13 protein-coding genes are annotated in these 14,021 nt (G+C 43.6%); 8 read left to right on the top strand and 5 right to left on the bottom strand.

Annotated elements, in window-relative coordinates; all coding sequences use genetic code 11:
- A partial coding sequence (locus tag GY843_RS21040) for an integrase core domain-containing protein (RefSeq protein WP_367183783.1) occupies nucleotides 1-92 on the top strand: 92 nt, incomplete at its 5' end.
- Nucleotides 93-378: 286 nt separating this feature from the next.
- Here GY843_RS21040 and GY843_RS11120 read toward each other — a convergent pair.
- Complete coding sequence (locus tag GY843_RS11120; RefSeq protein WP_297309536.1) at nucleotides 379-1,404, bottom strand: hypothetical protein; 1,026 nt, start codon at nucleotides 1,402-1,404, stop codon at nucleotides 379-381.
- Between the two features lie 328 nt (nucleotides 1,405-1,732).
- Here GY843_RS11120 and GY843_RS11115 point away from each other — a divergent pair, with 328 nt between their 5' ends.
- Together GY843_RS11115 and GY843_RS11110 are read left to right on the top strand one after the other, a co-directional pair.
- On the top strand, nucleotides 1,733-3,139 hold the full coding sequence (locus GY843_RS11115; protein WP_297309534.1) for a GNAT family N-acetyltransferase: 1,407 nt from the start codon (nucleotides 1,733-1,735) through the stop codon (nucleotides 3,137-3,139).
- 118 nt (nucleotides 3,140-3,257) lie between these two features.
- Nucleotides 3,258-5,558: a GGDEF and EAL domain-containing protein gene (locus GY843_RS11110; protein WP_297309532.1), complete on the top strand. Its 2,301-nt coding sequence runs from the start codon at nucleotides 3,258-3,260 to the stop codon at nucleotides 5,556-5,558.
- A 59-nt stretch (nucleotides 5,559-5,617) separates the two neighbouring features.
- On the opposite strand, the gene GY843_RS11105 is transcribed toward GY843_RS11110, so the two are convergent.
- Together GY843_RS11105 and GY843_RS11100 are read right to left on the bottom strand one after the other, a co-directional pair.
- A complete protein-coding gene (locus tag GY843_RS11105; RefSeq protein ID WP_297309530.1) occupies nucleotides 5,618-6,259 on the bottom strand; it encodes a rhodanese-like domain-containing protein in 642 nt (213 codons plus the stop codon).
- Between the two features lie 108 nt (nucleotides 6,260-6,367).
- A complete protein-coding gene (locus GY843_RS11100) occupies nucleotides 6,368-6,877 on the bottom strand; it encodes a DUF3087 family protein (RefSeq protein WP_297309528.1) in 510 nt (169 codons plus the stop codon).
- 127 nt (nucleotides 6,878-7,004) lie between these two features.
- On the opposite strand from GY843_RS11100, the gene queE reads away from it, so the two are divergent.
- On the top strand, nucleotides 7,005-7,637 hold the full coding sequence (queE, locus tag GY843_RS11095) for a 7-carboxy-7-deazaguanine synthase (protein WP_297309526.1): 633 nt from the start codon (nucleotides 7,005-7,007) through the stop codon (nucleotides 7,635-7,637).
- A gap of 23 nt (nucleotides 7,638-7,660) precedes the next feature.
- Here queE and GY843_RS11090 read toward each other — a convergent pair whose 3' ends face one another.
- Complete coding sequence (locus GY843_RS11090; protein WP_297309524.1) at nucleotides 7,661-8,542, bottom strand: bile acid:sodium symporter family protein; 882 nt, start codon at nucleotides 8,540-8,542, stop codon at nucleotides 7,661-7,663.
- A 231-nt stretch (nucleotides 8,543-8,773) separates the two neighbouring features.
- Complete coding sequence (locus GY843_RS11085) at nucleotides 8,774-9,049, bottom strand: hypothetical protein (protein WP_297309521.1); 276 nt, start codon at nucleotides 9,047-9,049, stop codon at nucleotides 8,774-8,776.
- On the opposite strand from GY843_RS11085, the gene GY843_RS11080 reads away from it, so the two are divergent.
- From GY843_RS11080 to GY843_RS11065, 4 genes are all read left to right on the top strand, one after another.
- The gene (locus GY843_RS11080) at nucleotides 9,048-10,217 is read left to right on the top strand and encodes a cation diffusion facilitator family transporter (RefSeq protein WP_297309519.1); all 1,170 of its coding nucleotides are present in this window, start codon (nucleotides 9,048-9,050) and stop codon (nucleotides 10,215-10,217) included. The genes GY843_RS11085 and GY843_RS11080 overlap by 2 nt on opposite strands.
- Entirely contained in the window at nucleotides 10,214-10,831 is a 618-nt protein-coding gene (locus tag GY843_RS11075) for a YigZ family protein (RefSeq protein ID WP_297309517.1), read from the top strand. The genes GY843_RS11080 and GY843_RS11075 overlap by 4 nt, the downstream gene beginning before the upstream one ends.
- A 303-nt stretch (nucleotides 10,832-11,134) precedes the next feature.
- Nucleotides 11,135-12,163 carry a GGDEF domain-containing protein gene (locus GY843_RS11070; RefSeq protein WP_297309515.1) on the top strand — a complete coding sequence of 343 codons (1,029 nt, stop codon included), beginning with the start codon at nucleotides 11,135-11,137 and terminating at the stop codon, nucleotides 12,161-12,163.
- Nucleotides 12,164-12,552: 389 nt separating this feature from the next.
- Nucleotides 12,553-14,019 carry an HD domain-containing phosphohydrolase gene (locus GY843_RS11065; protein WP_297309513.1) on the top strand — a complete coding sequence of 489 codons (1,467 nt, stop codon included), beginning with the start codon at nucleotides 12,553-12,555 and terminating at the stop codon, nucleotides 14,017-14,019.
- The last annotated feature ends 2 nt before the right edge of the window (nucleotides 14,020-14,021 follow it).

Here is a 14,021-nt window from a genome sequence, read left to right as displayed (position 1 = left end):
TCAATCAATGGAGACATCACTACAACCATATCAGACCACATAGTTCACTGGGTTATATGTCACCAGTGGCATTTAAAAACAAAGCAGCATAGGATGAAAAATCTCATCGAGGAAATGGTTCTAATGATGGGGAAAGGTCAGCAGCAGTCACTATTGCAGCCTTATCCATGTTCCAACTCAATCCAATCGCAGAGTTCCTTTACATAGGTATAGTACTGCTTGCAATCAGCACTTCAGTTATTACTTTACTATTATATCGAACAGTTCTGGCAATCCTATCCGGGAAGATTTTCCAGCCAGAGGGGTAAGTGGCTCCTGCTCAGAAAGCCACTTATCGATGCGTTAGATAGTTAAGAAAGGCAATGTCCATGCTTCTGACTACTTAGCAGACAGCTTTTTTATAATATCGGTTAAATGAATTGCTAGTGATTTAGCGATTTTTGAAATCGATTTTTCCCAGCGCCAAGCTTGAGGGTGGGTATTCACTAATATATTCATATTGGCATTCAACTCAAACACCAGGATTTCGTTATTTCTCAAGGTGCAATCCAACCCAATATAATCCAAACCGACCAGCTCGTTTATCTGGCTGAGCTTCTGTAACACCGAATCTGGAACCTGCTTCAAATATTCATCTAAAACAGATTGTTCCTCATCGTAATACTGCGGATTTTCATCCATGTAATTACGGCTTCTCGAGTGAATCATCCAGTGATTAGATACGATCATATGGCGTAAAATTACTCGACCAGCCACTAAGGCAAATCGGTACTTACGGTAGAGCCCATCTTCGCTTTTATAGTCAATATACTCGCTAAGTGTAAACACACGGCCATCAAGCGCGAATTGATCTAATTTCGGCACCGTTTTCCGAGTTAGTTTGAGAGTGCTTTTCCCCCCATGATCACCAGCAGCTCTAAGAATTACGGGCTTTTTCTGAAAATGCTTCTGCCATATCTGTAGTATGGCTGCCACCGATTGCGGCCTACACTCAATTGTATGGGGCACTCGCACCCCTTTAATCGGAGCGAGAATATTTGCAGTATTGCTGCGCTTAGTTAATTCAATCTGAGAGGGTGAATTGATTACTGGAGAGGGAACTGATTTCAGCTTTTGAGAAAGCTGCTTGAGTAAAATCGCATGTGAATCAGGATCAGAGACTTCATTCACTACAAGTATTGGCTGCTGCTTCAGCTCCATACTCTTGAGGTTTTCAGCAGATACAAGAACTCGTTTACACTCAAACCAATTATTTAAAGCTACGTCTAAAAATGGTTGTAGATTCGAAGAACCTTTGCCATCTAAACGGATCCGCCCCTGGTCATCCAAGCTGACTACTGATACTCCGTTATCTTGAATACCACTGACAAACATAATCACTGGCTTTTCGGCGGCAACACTCATATCCACTATCTCCGTTATTCATGGGCATAAATTGTCCGTCTTCGAGCGTTCCCAAAACCTATGAAGTAAAGAGATCCGCTACCTGCCTACCGGATTGTATATTATTTATTCTTTCTAGGCTCGACACCACAAGCACTAAACCTCGAGCAGGTTGATCTTCACACGTTTATATAGAATCAGAATTAACTAATGATCGATAGTCTCGCGTTGAAGAGTCCAGTACTATTGGATCAGTGTAATCAAGATCATTCAATATGAGATAGCTTATAAAGGGTTATCCTTTAACAATTTATAAAAATCATAGAGTTAAAAACTTAGGATATAACGAATGAACTTCACGATCGAAAAGGCCGGGCAAAATGCTCTAAACGCAATATTAAAAGTAATGGAACCTTTTAATATGCATCATGTACCATCCGTTGAAATGGGGCCTTTAGATCTGAACTGTTTTTTTATCGCTAAGATTGATGGCACTATCGTCGGTGCAGCTGGCTACCGCATTTTGTCCAATACTCAGGCTAAAACAACTCTGTTGGGAGTTCTTCCGGAATGCAGCGGCATGGGAATTGGCAAAGCGCTTCAGCAGGCACGCATGAGAGAGGTTTACCAAGCTGGAGCTAAAAAACTTACCACTAACGCAGATAGAATCGATACTATTTTGTGGTACAAAAAGCACTTCGGCTATCAACAGGTAGGGCAGTTAGAAAAGCTTTGTTCCTTCGGCCTTGAAGAGGTCAATCACTGGACAACTCTAGAGACAGACCTTGATGAATACTTTGACTCATTGGAGTCACGTGACACGGAAAGAACACGCTATATAGATGAGAACGATGCTTTTCCACTTCGGCCTTATCCCCCGCTCATTATCAATGTCTGCCTAACGGGTATGATTCCTACCCGGGCGTTAACTCCTCATGTTCCCATATCAGCTGATGAAATTATTGAAGATGCAATTAATGTTTATGATGCCGGTGCTCGAGTGGTTCATCTCCATGCTCGTGATAAGGATGGAGCCCCCACTCCTGATCCCGCAATCTATGAAAAGATCATATCCACTTTAAGACAGGAACGTCCTGGCTTGATTTGTGGTGTCACCACATCGGGCAGGAACTGGTCTGATTTTGAAAGCCGCTCTGCGGTACTTCACCTTCAAGGCATAGCTAAGCCTGATATGGCGAGCCTCACCTTGGGCTCTTTAAACTTCCTAACCAACCCCAGCACTAATTCCATCGAAATGATTGAACGACTCGCTATGGCGATGAAGGAACAAGGAATAAAACCTGAGCTGGAGGTTTTTGACCTTGGCATGATTAACCTGGCTAAATATTTAGAACGTAACGGATTAATCACTGGGAAAAAATATTTTAATTTACTGCTTGGTAACCTAAACACAACTCCTGCAAAGATTGGTGACCTAGCAGCAATGGTTGATGCGCTGCCTAAGCATTCAACTTGGGCTGGAGCAGGTCTGGGGCAGTTCCAACTTCCAATGAATACAGCCGCTATAGTCGCTGGCGGTCACGTTCGTGTCGGCATAGAAGATTCTATTTTCTATGATTATGCTAAACAGCATAACGCAAGTAATGTGCAGTTAGTTAAACGGGTTGTGAGGTTAGCCAATGAGTTGCAACGACCTATCGCTACAGCATATGAAGCCCGTTCTATGATGGGTATCCATTCCGTGGATCAGAATACCTTCTATTCAGAAGCCTCAGAAGAACACATCTGTATTTAGCTATATCGGTCTGTTTTATAGTGCGAATAATTAGTTTATCAATTAAGTAACTGTTCACTCCCTGTACACTGCACTATTATGCAACAATCAACCAATGTAACGCTGATTGGGAAGCTGTGTGCCAGACATCAATAAAACTCAATTGCAAACAATTAGTAAACCCGGTAATTCCGCTAAAGGTGTTGTAATAACAGGCCTATTACCTGTTGCACTCGTATGGACACTAGATCCGTTGGTTCATGCCATTTTTTTTGATCATGGTCATTTCCTCGAAGAGCTACTTTCCCCTTCACCGCAAGACTTATATTTTCGTATTTTATTAACGCTGATAATCCTCACCTTTTCCTATTTTTATAGACATCAGCTAAACCGCTACAAGAAGCAAAATTCCCGACTCGAACAGCAAAAGCAACTAATCCAGAAGATCATCGACTCTGAACCGGAATGCGTAAAAAGGGTTGCCAGGGACGGAGCACTTTTGGATATGAACCCTGCGGGTTTAAGCATCATTGAAGCAGATGCCCTGAAACAGGTTCAATATGCATCAGTCTACGATCTGATTGCCGAAGAAGATCGTGATGCCTACATAGCATTTAATGCGAAAATTTTCAGTGGCGAAACTGCAAGTATGGAATACGACATTGTCGGGCTGGAAGGTAGCCGCAAACGGGTAGATAGCCATGCTGTCCCCCTTTACGATGAAGAAGGGGGGATCGTCGCTCACCTAGCTATCACCCGGGATATTACCGCGTTTAAAAAGTCTCAACAGGAACTCAGTAAATTCTCTCAAGCGGTCGAACAGTGCGCCAGCATGGTTATGATGACAGATACAGAAGGGAAGATTACTTACGTCAATCCCCGTTTCTGTTCGGTCACAGGATACTCCGAGGATGAATGTCTTGGCAAAACACCAAGAATTATTCGCTCAGGTCTACACCCCAAAGAGCTTTATGAGGAGATGTGGCAAAAGATAAGTACAGGGATCGAATGGCGAGGTATTCTACAAAACCGCCGTAAAGACGACGAGCTCTATTGGGCATCGGTTGTTATCTCCCCGGTTAACGATGAGTCCGGTCAATTGGATCACTTTCTATGTACTCAAGAAGACATAACTGATTCACACCAACTCAACCAGCAGCTCGAATACCAAGCACGTCACTGCATGCTCACAGGGCTAGTCAATCGACATGAATTTGAGCAACAGTTGGAGCAACTATTAATTGAAATTCGCCAGAACAAAAGCCATCACGCGATTGTCTTTGCAGACATTGATCAGTTTAAGTTAATCAATGATACCTGTGGTCATGCTGCCGGCGATCAATTATTACGCCAGATTAGCTCACTGTTACAAGCCAACGTACGCCAGAATGATCTTGTCTCTCGCCTAGGAGGCGATGAATTTGCCGTACTGATAAGGTATTGCGAAATTGAAAAAGCCGGACAAGTGGTTGAGCACCTCCGACAATGCGTTGAAGACTTTACTTTCCTCTGGGAAAACCAAAGTTTTAAAGTCACCATTAGCTTAGGTTGGCTAGCTCTGGATGAGTTTTCCCCTGATAGTACCACTATCCTGAGTCAGGCCGATGCCTCATGTTACATTGCTAAAGAACAGGGTCGTAATCGTTTACACTTCCATCGAGATAATGATAAAGACCACTCGCGTCAGGGCGAATTTCAGTGGGTTAACCGAATTCATGAAGGTTTAGAAAAGAATCAATTCCAGCTTTATGTTCAGGAAATAAGAGCACTGACAGACACTGAACAAAATCATTATGAAGTATTGCTGCGTTACAGAGATGAAGCAAACAAGCTCATCCCACCAGGTGCTTTCCTTCCACCAGCTGAACGCTATGGTATTTCTCCCAAAATTGATCGTTGGGTAGTCTGTCAGGTATGCCACCTGCTGACATCGGATTTGGCGGATAACATCACTCTATCCGTGAACTTGTCAGGTCTGTCTATCAATGATCCTGAGTTCCTGAAATATGTTAGCCAATGCTTAGATAAGTTCCAGGTACCAGCCCATAAGCTTTGCTTTGAGATTACTGAAACCGCAACGATTAGTAATCTAACTGAAGCAGTTAAATTCATTAGCCGTATGAAAGAGATGGGTTGTCTGTTCTCTCTTGACGATTTTGGTAGCGGACTCTCTTCTTTCGGCTACCTACGCACCCTGCCGGTTGATTATGTAAAAATCGACGGTATTTTTGTTAAGAACATCTGCGAAAGTGAGATAGATCAGGCAATGGTGCGTAGTATCAATGAAATAGGCCAACTCATGGGCAAAGAAACGGTGGCAGAGTTTGTTGAGAATGAAGAAGCAATCACTCTGTTGCAAGAGATGGGTATCGATTATGCTCAAGGTTTTGCCATTGCCAAGCCATACCCCATAGAAGAGTTGATCGAGAAAGCCAGATGATTGGGCAGGCATAAAAAAACCACCCTAAAGGTGGTTTATTTATGTGTCAGAGATGACGCTTACTCTGCATCCCCAACAGTTGTCAGGCCAAGGCTGGTCCATGCCTGCATACCACCACGGTAATACTTAATATTCTCCGCTGGGTAACCCACTTCCAGCATCGCACGAATCAACGTTGGTGTCTGTCCACACCAGTAGCCATTACAGAACATCGCCAAGGTTTTGGACTTGCTAAAGTCATAGCTGCCATCAGCATTAGTCACCACACCAAACTCATCTAGCGCATCTGCCGCTGATTCTTCCTCTTTCATTACCGTAAAAGGAACATTGACGCTGCCAGGAATCGTCAGGCGGTAGTGCCAACCTTCTGTACGAGTATCAACAACCAGCACATTTTCATCACTCTGCGACTGCTGCATATACTCAACAAACTCACGCTCACCGATAGTTTCAACATCATGAGGCTCAAAAGGACGCATTGGTTGAGGCATGCCCCTGATAGTTGTGCTGTAAAGCTCATGTACTTTGTTCTCTGGGTTCTGATTACGCATAACTTCGACTTTCTCGCCGTCATGCTCGACGGTGAAAGAGTATAAACCAGGAGCAATCATCGCTTTATTGCCACCACCCTCAGCTACTACTACAGGTGATGTGATCAGTGCCGCTGCCAATGTCAGGCCAGTTACCGTCTGCTTTAACATCTCAAACCCTCTTTTATTATATATTTATGCGATATAGATATATTGGATTTTCACATAAAACCAAAGGCTGAGCTACGGCCCAACCCATAGACATTAGATGTAGCTAAATTATTTTAGCTGCAACAACATATCGATACTGAACGCATCAGCGTCAGAGCTCAGGCCAAGCTCATCACAGCGATTAAGAAATTTGTTTTCACGCTGAACAGTCTCACTGTACCCAAACTCATTGCGCTCAAGTTGCTGTAGCTGAAGAGTCGCCTTATGGTAAAAAGCTAAAACAGTGGCCGCAGTCTGATTTCCTTCTTCTAGCATCGCTTCCCACTTATGACGATGATTCTGAATCTTTAGCGCCTGCTTTTTCAGGTTCCAAGCATAACGCAGCTCATCAAAGTAAGGCTTGGAAGATACTTGAGAGAATAAAACAATCGTTAGAATCAAACCGATCAGCACGCCCGTCAGATTAACCATCATATTCTCACCTTCTGGGTTGCCGTAATAGTTACGCAGCAATGCACTGAGGCCTAACCCTAAAACTGCAAATATCAGGCACAGGACAACCGCTACTTTACGCTGTTTCTGCTTATAAACTTCTTTATCTATCTCTCGTAATTCCACATCAATACCCTTTTAAAACACTATACTGTCGAGAGAAACAAATTTGCTTGCAGTGACGTTCCGCAAGTGTAGACTTGTCCGCAAATTCCACTCTCATCAAATCAAAGGCCCTTTCTAGCATAAAGCGATGTATTCCGTAAAAGAGATTTTCTACAGTTTGCAGGGAGAAGGCGCACAAAGTGGCCGCGCTGCCATTTTTTGCCGTTTTACCGGTTGTAACTTATGGTCTGGTCGTGAACAGGATCGGGCCAAAGCTATCTGTGATTTCTGCGATACCGATTTTGTCGGCACCGATGGACAGAACGGTGGGAAATTCGCTACTGCGATTAAGCTATGTGAATACCTTCATAGCTTCTGGCCGCAAAGCAGTTCAGAAAAACCCTACATCATTTTCACTGGCGGTGAGCCTGCTCTACAGCTGGATCAGGCACTGGTGAACTGCTGTCAAGAATTAGGATTTGAAGTTGCTATAGAAACCAATGGTACTAAAGCGCTTCCTGCAAACATCGACTGGATCTGCGTAAGCCCCAAAGCAGATGCGGAAGTGATCATTGTCAAAGGAGATGAGTTGAAACTGGTTTACCCGCAAACACTTGCAAAGCCAGAGCAATTTGCTCAACTGGACTTCAAGCATTTCTACCTACAGCCTTTAGATGGGCCAGCCAGATCTATGTATACCAAAGAGTGCATAGATTACTGCCTTAAACACCCACAGTGGAAACTAAGTCTGCAGAACCATAAAGTGCTGGGGATCGATTAACCCAGCACAGTTTATCCTGAAGGTTAGACCGCCCCGCCAGCAGCGCCTCTTTCTGGCATATTTCTGTATGCAATTAATAAAAACGCTGGAATATTCATCAAGACACCATAAATAAGTGCACTTGCCGACATTTCGGGGTTATGCAGGATTCCTCCGGTAATAAGAAGCGCTGTAGCAGCATTTTGAATACCCACCTCAACTGACATAGTAATACTCTGCTCTGTACTCAGACGAGCCTTCTTGGCGATCAGGTACCCTGCCGACATCGCCAACACGACTAGTACTAATACAGCTAGGCCGACCTGAAGCAAAAAGTCCGGGAGCTTATCCCAGTTAGATTTCACAATACCGATTACAACCAATATTAGGAAAAGGCACGCCAAAGCTTTAACAATTTTCTGGCTGCGCTGGCAGAATTCCGGCCAACGGTGTTGAATTAAAGCTCCCAGTAAAGCGGGTAAAACGGCTACAAACAGAAGTTTTAGCATGGTCGTAAGTATCGGGAATTCAAAAGAAGCCTGCTCCCCCATCCAGTAGCCAAGCGCTAGCAGTGTTAAAAGAGGCATAGTCAGTGGGGTAATTAAACCGGTAATACCTGTCAAACAAACTGATAACGCCGTATCGCCCCGGCTAAGAAAAGTGATCATATTTGACGTTGCCCCACCTGGAGCGAAAGTCAGTATCATAATCCCTACAGCAAGAGCCGCTGGCAGCTGAAACAATGTAACAACAATAAAACCTAATATAGGAAGCAGGATTAACTGAGCTGATAAGGCGAGTAAAACAGCTTTAGGTTGTAACCAAAGGGCAGAGAACTCTCTCAGTCGGAGCGACATACCCACGCCGAGCATAATCGTAAACAAGGCTAAAGGCAGAATAATTTGTATAGCTGATCCACTTCCCATGACAACTCCTTACACAAGATGAAATCGATACTAAGGGCTTATAAAAAAAACTCAATCAAAAACTGCTATTTTGCAGTGCAATAACTTGTTACAAAACAGCTATAACAAGGGGTTGAGCTTCCTACCCACACAGCCTGTGGATAACTCTGTGAATTGATACTTCAAAACGTCATGAAACACCCATAAATAGTGGCAATAGATCAAACTGATCATTTTTTAACCAGCTTAATTTTAGTTCTTTAAAATCAGTATGTTAGTTATGTCAATAGAGTATTTTATAGTTTTTATCAGTGCCCCAATATGTTTCTGACGCACCAATTTGGGCAGCGGTGCAAAACCTAAAATTTTAGTAAAACAGCTGAGGCGGCCAACGCCGTGTTTCACGGTAGTTTCACTGCTATTTTCAAACAAGCCGTAAACAGACTGTTTAATCAAGAAAAACCACTTACAAAAGCGATGGCTTACAATTAGGATGTTAGCTATCAGTAATTTAGGTAGACGATCCATGCAGCGGAATCCAGAGCAGCAGAGAGCAGCCCAAAAAGTTACCATTGTTGGTGCCATCCTAAATGCCGTTCTAGGGTTTCTTAAAATAGTTGTCGGGCTGATATCACACTCTGCAGGTCTGGTTGCAGACGGTATCCACTCCCTATCCGACCTGCTTACCGATCTTCTGGTTATGCTAATCCTTCGTTTTTCTGGTAAAGGACCTGATAAAGAACACCCGTGGGGACATGCTCATTTTGAGACAGTAGGCACCGCTATTCTTGGCAGTCTGTTAATAGCTGTTGCGGGTGCTATGGCTTATGACAGCACCCTATCGCTCATTAATGGCAAAGAGATCCTGATCCCCGAATGGCCAGCACTGCTTATAGCCATCATCTCCATAGCCAGTAAAGAATGGATCTACCGTTATACCCTGAAGGTTGGTAAAGAAACTAAATCGGAACTGCTAATAGCCAATGCCTGGCACAGCCGTACGGACGCGATTTCCTCGATCGTTGTTCTGATAGGCATTATAGGAAGTATGGCCGGTATTCTCTGGCTAGATGCCATAGCGGCAATAACTGTAGCTTTTATGGTAGCTAAAATTGGTTGGGACCTGAGTTGGGAAAGCCTGAAACAACTGGTTGATACCTCTTTACCTCAACAAGAGATAGAGCAATACAAACAGTTAGCAAAATCTATAGATGGCATCCTGGATGTACACAGTTTTAAAAGCAGGAAAATGGGCAGTAAAAGCATTCTTGAGCTGCATATACAGGTATCCCCTGAAATCAGTGCATCAGAAGGGCACTTACTGGGGGATTATGCCTGTAGAAAATTTATGGATCAGGGAGAGATCGGGCATATTATCTTTCATATCGATACATACGACGATGAAGAAGATAACTCTAGTCATGACCTTCCCCTGCGTCAGGAAATAGAACCCATTATTGAAAAATTTTTCAGGCAATATGCCCCTGAGCTAGAAATTTACCGTCTGACCTTACATTACTCTCGTGAGCTGGTTGATTTAGAAATTCTGTTACACCAGGCAGATATAGATAAATTGAGCCAACAAGGGCCAGCGATCCCGGTAATAATTGAACAAATTAAAAGCGAGCTGTACAACAACACCTCCCAATCTAAATGGTTGGGTAAAGTCTATCTTGGCTCAGGAATTATTAAGTGAAGCAGTTTTACCCGTCACAAACTCTTTTTGTTAATGAGATCGAGATTAAACGCAGTCGATTTATTACATATATCGCTCATACACCCGATACAGACAGCGCTTTGCAATTTCTGGATCAGATACGTGAGCTACATCCTAAAGCTAACCACAACTGCTGGGCACAAATTGCAGGCTCAAGAACAGACCTCAACTGCTGGGGTAGTAATGATGACGGAGAACCTAAAGGCACGGCAGGTAAACCCATGCTCAATGTACTTGAGCACAGCGAGCTATGTGAGATTTGTGTTGTAGTTACTCGTTACTTCGGTGGAATAAAACTCGGAGCCGGCGGTCTGGTCAGAGCCTATAGTCAGGCAGTTCAGGAAGCAGTTCAAAAATTACCTATCACTGAAAGAATTGAGCAAAAGCCCTTCACTCTTACCCTGCCGCATACATTGGTTGGCCCACTCGAGCATCTCTTGGCTAAAAGTGAAGTGAGCATACTACAAAGACACTGGGAGGAAGAGCTTACCATCGAGGGTGAAGGCAGTGATCAACAGCTCTCTCAGCTCAGAGAAGGCCTGACTCCTTATCGCCACCAGACCCATTATGATGATAAGAAGGAGCGTTGGTAACTGAGTATTTCCATTTCATTGTCACATTACTGAAACATTGTCACATTACTGTAACCTAAATAGTTCATACCTATAAATGTTGAAGATTTCGGATCTCAGGCCGATACTAGAATTCAATATCTGTATTTATCGTCGTAGTTCATAACTAAATTTTAGAACTACTATAGAACTACAATTTTTTGAAGTTTAACGGTTCCTTAATTCAAACAAGTGTTTTAAAGTAAATGGGTTACCGTTCAAACAGTTAAAAGCTATTAGCAACGTTTGGATCTGTAGTTAACTAGCCAAGCGATATGAGGAAGTATGAAGTTCGCTGAAAACAACAATCAAGCTGCTGAATACCTCCGTCAGGCCGTGCCCCTGATGGTTAAGCACAATATCCCACCGAATCCGCTCAATTATGCGCTGTGGTATACCTACGTCAGTGATCGTGTACCTGAACTCAATGCGCAGCTTGATAAGACCCTGACAACCTACGGAACCTGCCCAACCATGCTGAGCGAGCAGTTGTTCCGAGATCATATGATCAAGAGTGAGATACAAGGCTCTGAAGATATTCAGGCCAGCCTGATCAGTCTTATCAACGATCTGCATGAACATGCAGGTGATGCGGCAAAAGAATCCGAAAACTTTAGTGAGGTTCTGGAAGATAGCTTATCCAACCTGGAACAAGCAGAGGATGGCGAAAGCAGCCTTCCGCTGGAATCTATCATTCAGGCTCTCTACAGCCACACCAAGAAAGTGAGTGAAACAACACGCCTATTCCAGAACCGCATGACTGAAGCTCAGGCTGAGATTGAATCACTGAAACAGGAACTGAACAAAACCCGTCAGGACGCGCAAGTTGATCCTTTAACCAACCTGTTCAACCGTCGTGCTTTTGATGCAGAACTGGTACAGCTAACAGGTATTACCGATCCTCAGGTTGTCACTTCCTTCGTTCTAGTTGATATCGACCACTTTAAACGTTTCAACGACACCTATGGTCACCTAATGGGTGATAAGGTTCTGCAATACGTCGGTAAACTGTTGAAAGAAACGTGTCCAGAACCAATGCTACCTGTACGCTTTGGTGGTGAAGAGTTCGCTATCTTACTCCCTGGAACCAATAAGGAAGCGGCGGCAGCCATTGCCGAACAGATCCGCAGTAAGATACAAGCTATCCGCATCAAGCAGAAAAAATCTGGTGAAGTGATCAGCTCGATAACAGCATCCTTCGGTGTCTCCCAGTTAATCTCCGGCGAAGAAGCAGAGCAACTGGTAGAAAGAACTGATAAAGCGTTATATAAAGCTAAAGATTCCGGACGCAACCAAGTAGTTGTTTCTGATTAAACAGCCTTAAAAAAGCCTGCTATTCAGTTCAAGTAATTAAGCCGCCTCTATCGCGGCTTTTTTGTACCTATAGAATGTTCACAAACTGTTCCATCTGCCAAACTCCAATATTCTCTGATCTAACCATATCAAGCAAGGAACTGACAAAACCTTGTTTAGTATCCTCATAACAAGCTATTGACAAATAATATGAAGATTATCGACATTCACACCTTGTTAAAGACATATCACCCAATTTCTGATTCTCCTCTGTAGATACCCTATTTTCTGAACTAGCTTTAAAAGACAGATAAAGCTGTTTATGTTCCAATGAAGGCGTAACAAATCTAGGTTACTATGTTGTACCTGAAGCAGTTGTATCTGTAGTGTGTTCAAGCAGGCTAAGTAACATGTCAGAAAATCTTAAAAAACGAACAGCTTTTCATTATCTGTTAGCCATGACCCTATTCTCTGTTTACGGAATTCAGGTCTGCCCATTTATTGATTCTCTCGGCACAACTCAGTTACTCATCCCAATCCTACTGACCTTCTTAGCCATGGCACTTATCCGTTTTCCTCGGGAAAAACGTTTAGCTGAGCTGGAGTATAAGCGTCAGGTTAAAGCGCAATTTAAACTGGATATCACTCTGTTTCTGACAGCAGGTGTACTACTGGGGTTATATAACGCGGTGGTTTACGAGTTTCCATTTGAGAGTGGTGGTAAAGTTTTAGTTGGTATGGCCATTCTGGGTTATATGATCGCCTGCGAACTGGCTCTGTATAGGGAATATCTATTGGCCACTCAGCTTGAAAAGAGCGGACAACACCTGGAACCCGACGACACACCTTACCCTTTGACACAAAAGTTCAGTTGGTTTGCAACAATCTGTGCTTTGGCGGTGATTGGGGTGGTTTTTCTGGTAATAAACAAAGATCTGGAGTGGTTGATCCACACCGGTGATGCTATTCCATTGGAAACCTCTCAGCGCTATATTCTGGCAGAGGTCACTTTCATCATCACGGTTATGATGACCTATATTCTTGCCATTATTCTCGGCTATTCACGCAACCTGAAGTTCTTTATTCATGCTGAGAACTACACTTTGCAACAGGTCTCACAGGGCGTACTCGATGTACAGGTTCCTGTTACTAGCAATGATGAATTTGGTTTGATGGCGGTAAAAACAAATCAGATGATCAACGCGCTTGCACAACGTACTGAGGAGCTGTGCATTACCCGTGACGCCAGCATTCTCGGCCTTGCCAGTCTGGCAGAAACCCGAGATAACGAAACCGGTGGACATATCCTTCGTACACAGAACTATGTCCGCGTTCTCGCTGAATATATGAGCAAGCAAGACAAATACCAAGCAGTTTTAGATAACGCGACAATCGACCTGTTATATAAATCCGCCCCTCTACACGATGTAGGCAAAGTAGGTATTCCTGATAGCATTCTTCTGAAACCCGGAAAATTGACGGATGAAGAATTTGCCATAATGAAACAGCACCCACAGATTGGCGCGGATGCTCTTCAGGTTGCAGAGGATCAATTAGGGAGCAATTCCTTCCTACAGATCGCCAGAGAGATCAGCCTGACCCACCATGAAAAATGGGATGGTAAAGGCTACCCTAACGGCCTCAAAGGCGATGAGATCCCGTTATCAGGGCGCTTGATGGCTGTAGCTGATGTATATGATGCGCTAATTTCAAAACGCGTTTATAAACCCGCTTTTTCCCATGACAAAGCTAAATCAATTATTCTCGAAGGTGAGGGTAATCACTTCGACCCCGATGTCATTGCAGCTTTTTTGGCTGTAGAGGATCAGTTTGTGGCCATCGCGGCGGAGTTTGATGATAAGGAAGAAGCAGCCTGAGT

This window comes from Neptuniibacter sp. (assembly GCF_024231755.1).
GTDB lineage: Bacteria > Pseudomonadota > Gammaproteobacteria > Pseudomonadales > Balneatricaceae > Neptuniibacter.
The sequence above is the reverse complement of the archived record's forward strand: the minus strand, read 5'-3'. Positions and strand labels throughout refer to the sequence as shown.

What these genes read in the sequence shown, in the direction of transcription:
- GY843_RS11120 (WP_297309536.1), bottom strand. Translation starts at nt 1,404, where the DNA reads ATGAGTGTTGCCGCCGAAAAGCCAGTGATTATGTTTGTCAGTGGTATT.
- GY843_RS11115 (WP_297309534.1), top strand. Translation starts at nt 1,733, where the DNA reads ATGAACTTCACGATCGAAAAGGCCGGGCAAAATGCTCTAAACGCAATA.
- GY843_RS11105 (WP_297309530.1), bottom strand. Translation starts at nt 6,259, where the DNA reads ATGTTAAAGCAGACGGTAACTGGCCTGACATTGGCAGCGGCACTGATC.
- queE (WP_297309526.1), top strand. Translation starts at nt 7,005, where the DNA reads ATGTATTCCGTAAAAGAGATTTTCTACAGTTTGCAGGGAGAAGGCGCA.
- GY843_RS11090 (WP_297309524.1), bottom strand. Translation starts at nt 8,542, where the DNA reads ATGGGAAGTGGATCAGCTATACAAATTATTCTGCCTTTAGCCTTGTTT.
- GY843_RS11080 (WP_297309519.1), top strand. Translation starts at nt 9,048, where the DNA reads ATGCAGCGGAATCCAGAGCAGCAGAGAGCAGCCCAAAAAGTTACCATT.
- GY843_RS11085 (WP_297309521.1), bottom strand. Translation starts at nt 9,049, where the DNA reads ATGGATCGTCTACCTAAATTACTGATAGCTAACATCCTAATTGTAAGC.
- GY843_RS11070 (WP_297309515.1), top strand. Translation starts at nt 11,135, where the DNA reads ATGAAGTTCGCTGAAAACAACAATCAAGCTGCTGAATACCTCCGTCAG.
- GY843_RS11065 (WP_297309513.1), top strand. Translation starts at nt 12,553, where the DNA reads ATGTCAGAAAATCTTAAAAAACGAACAGCTTTTCATTATCTGTTAGCC.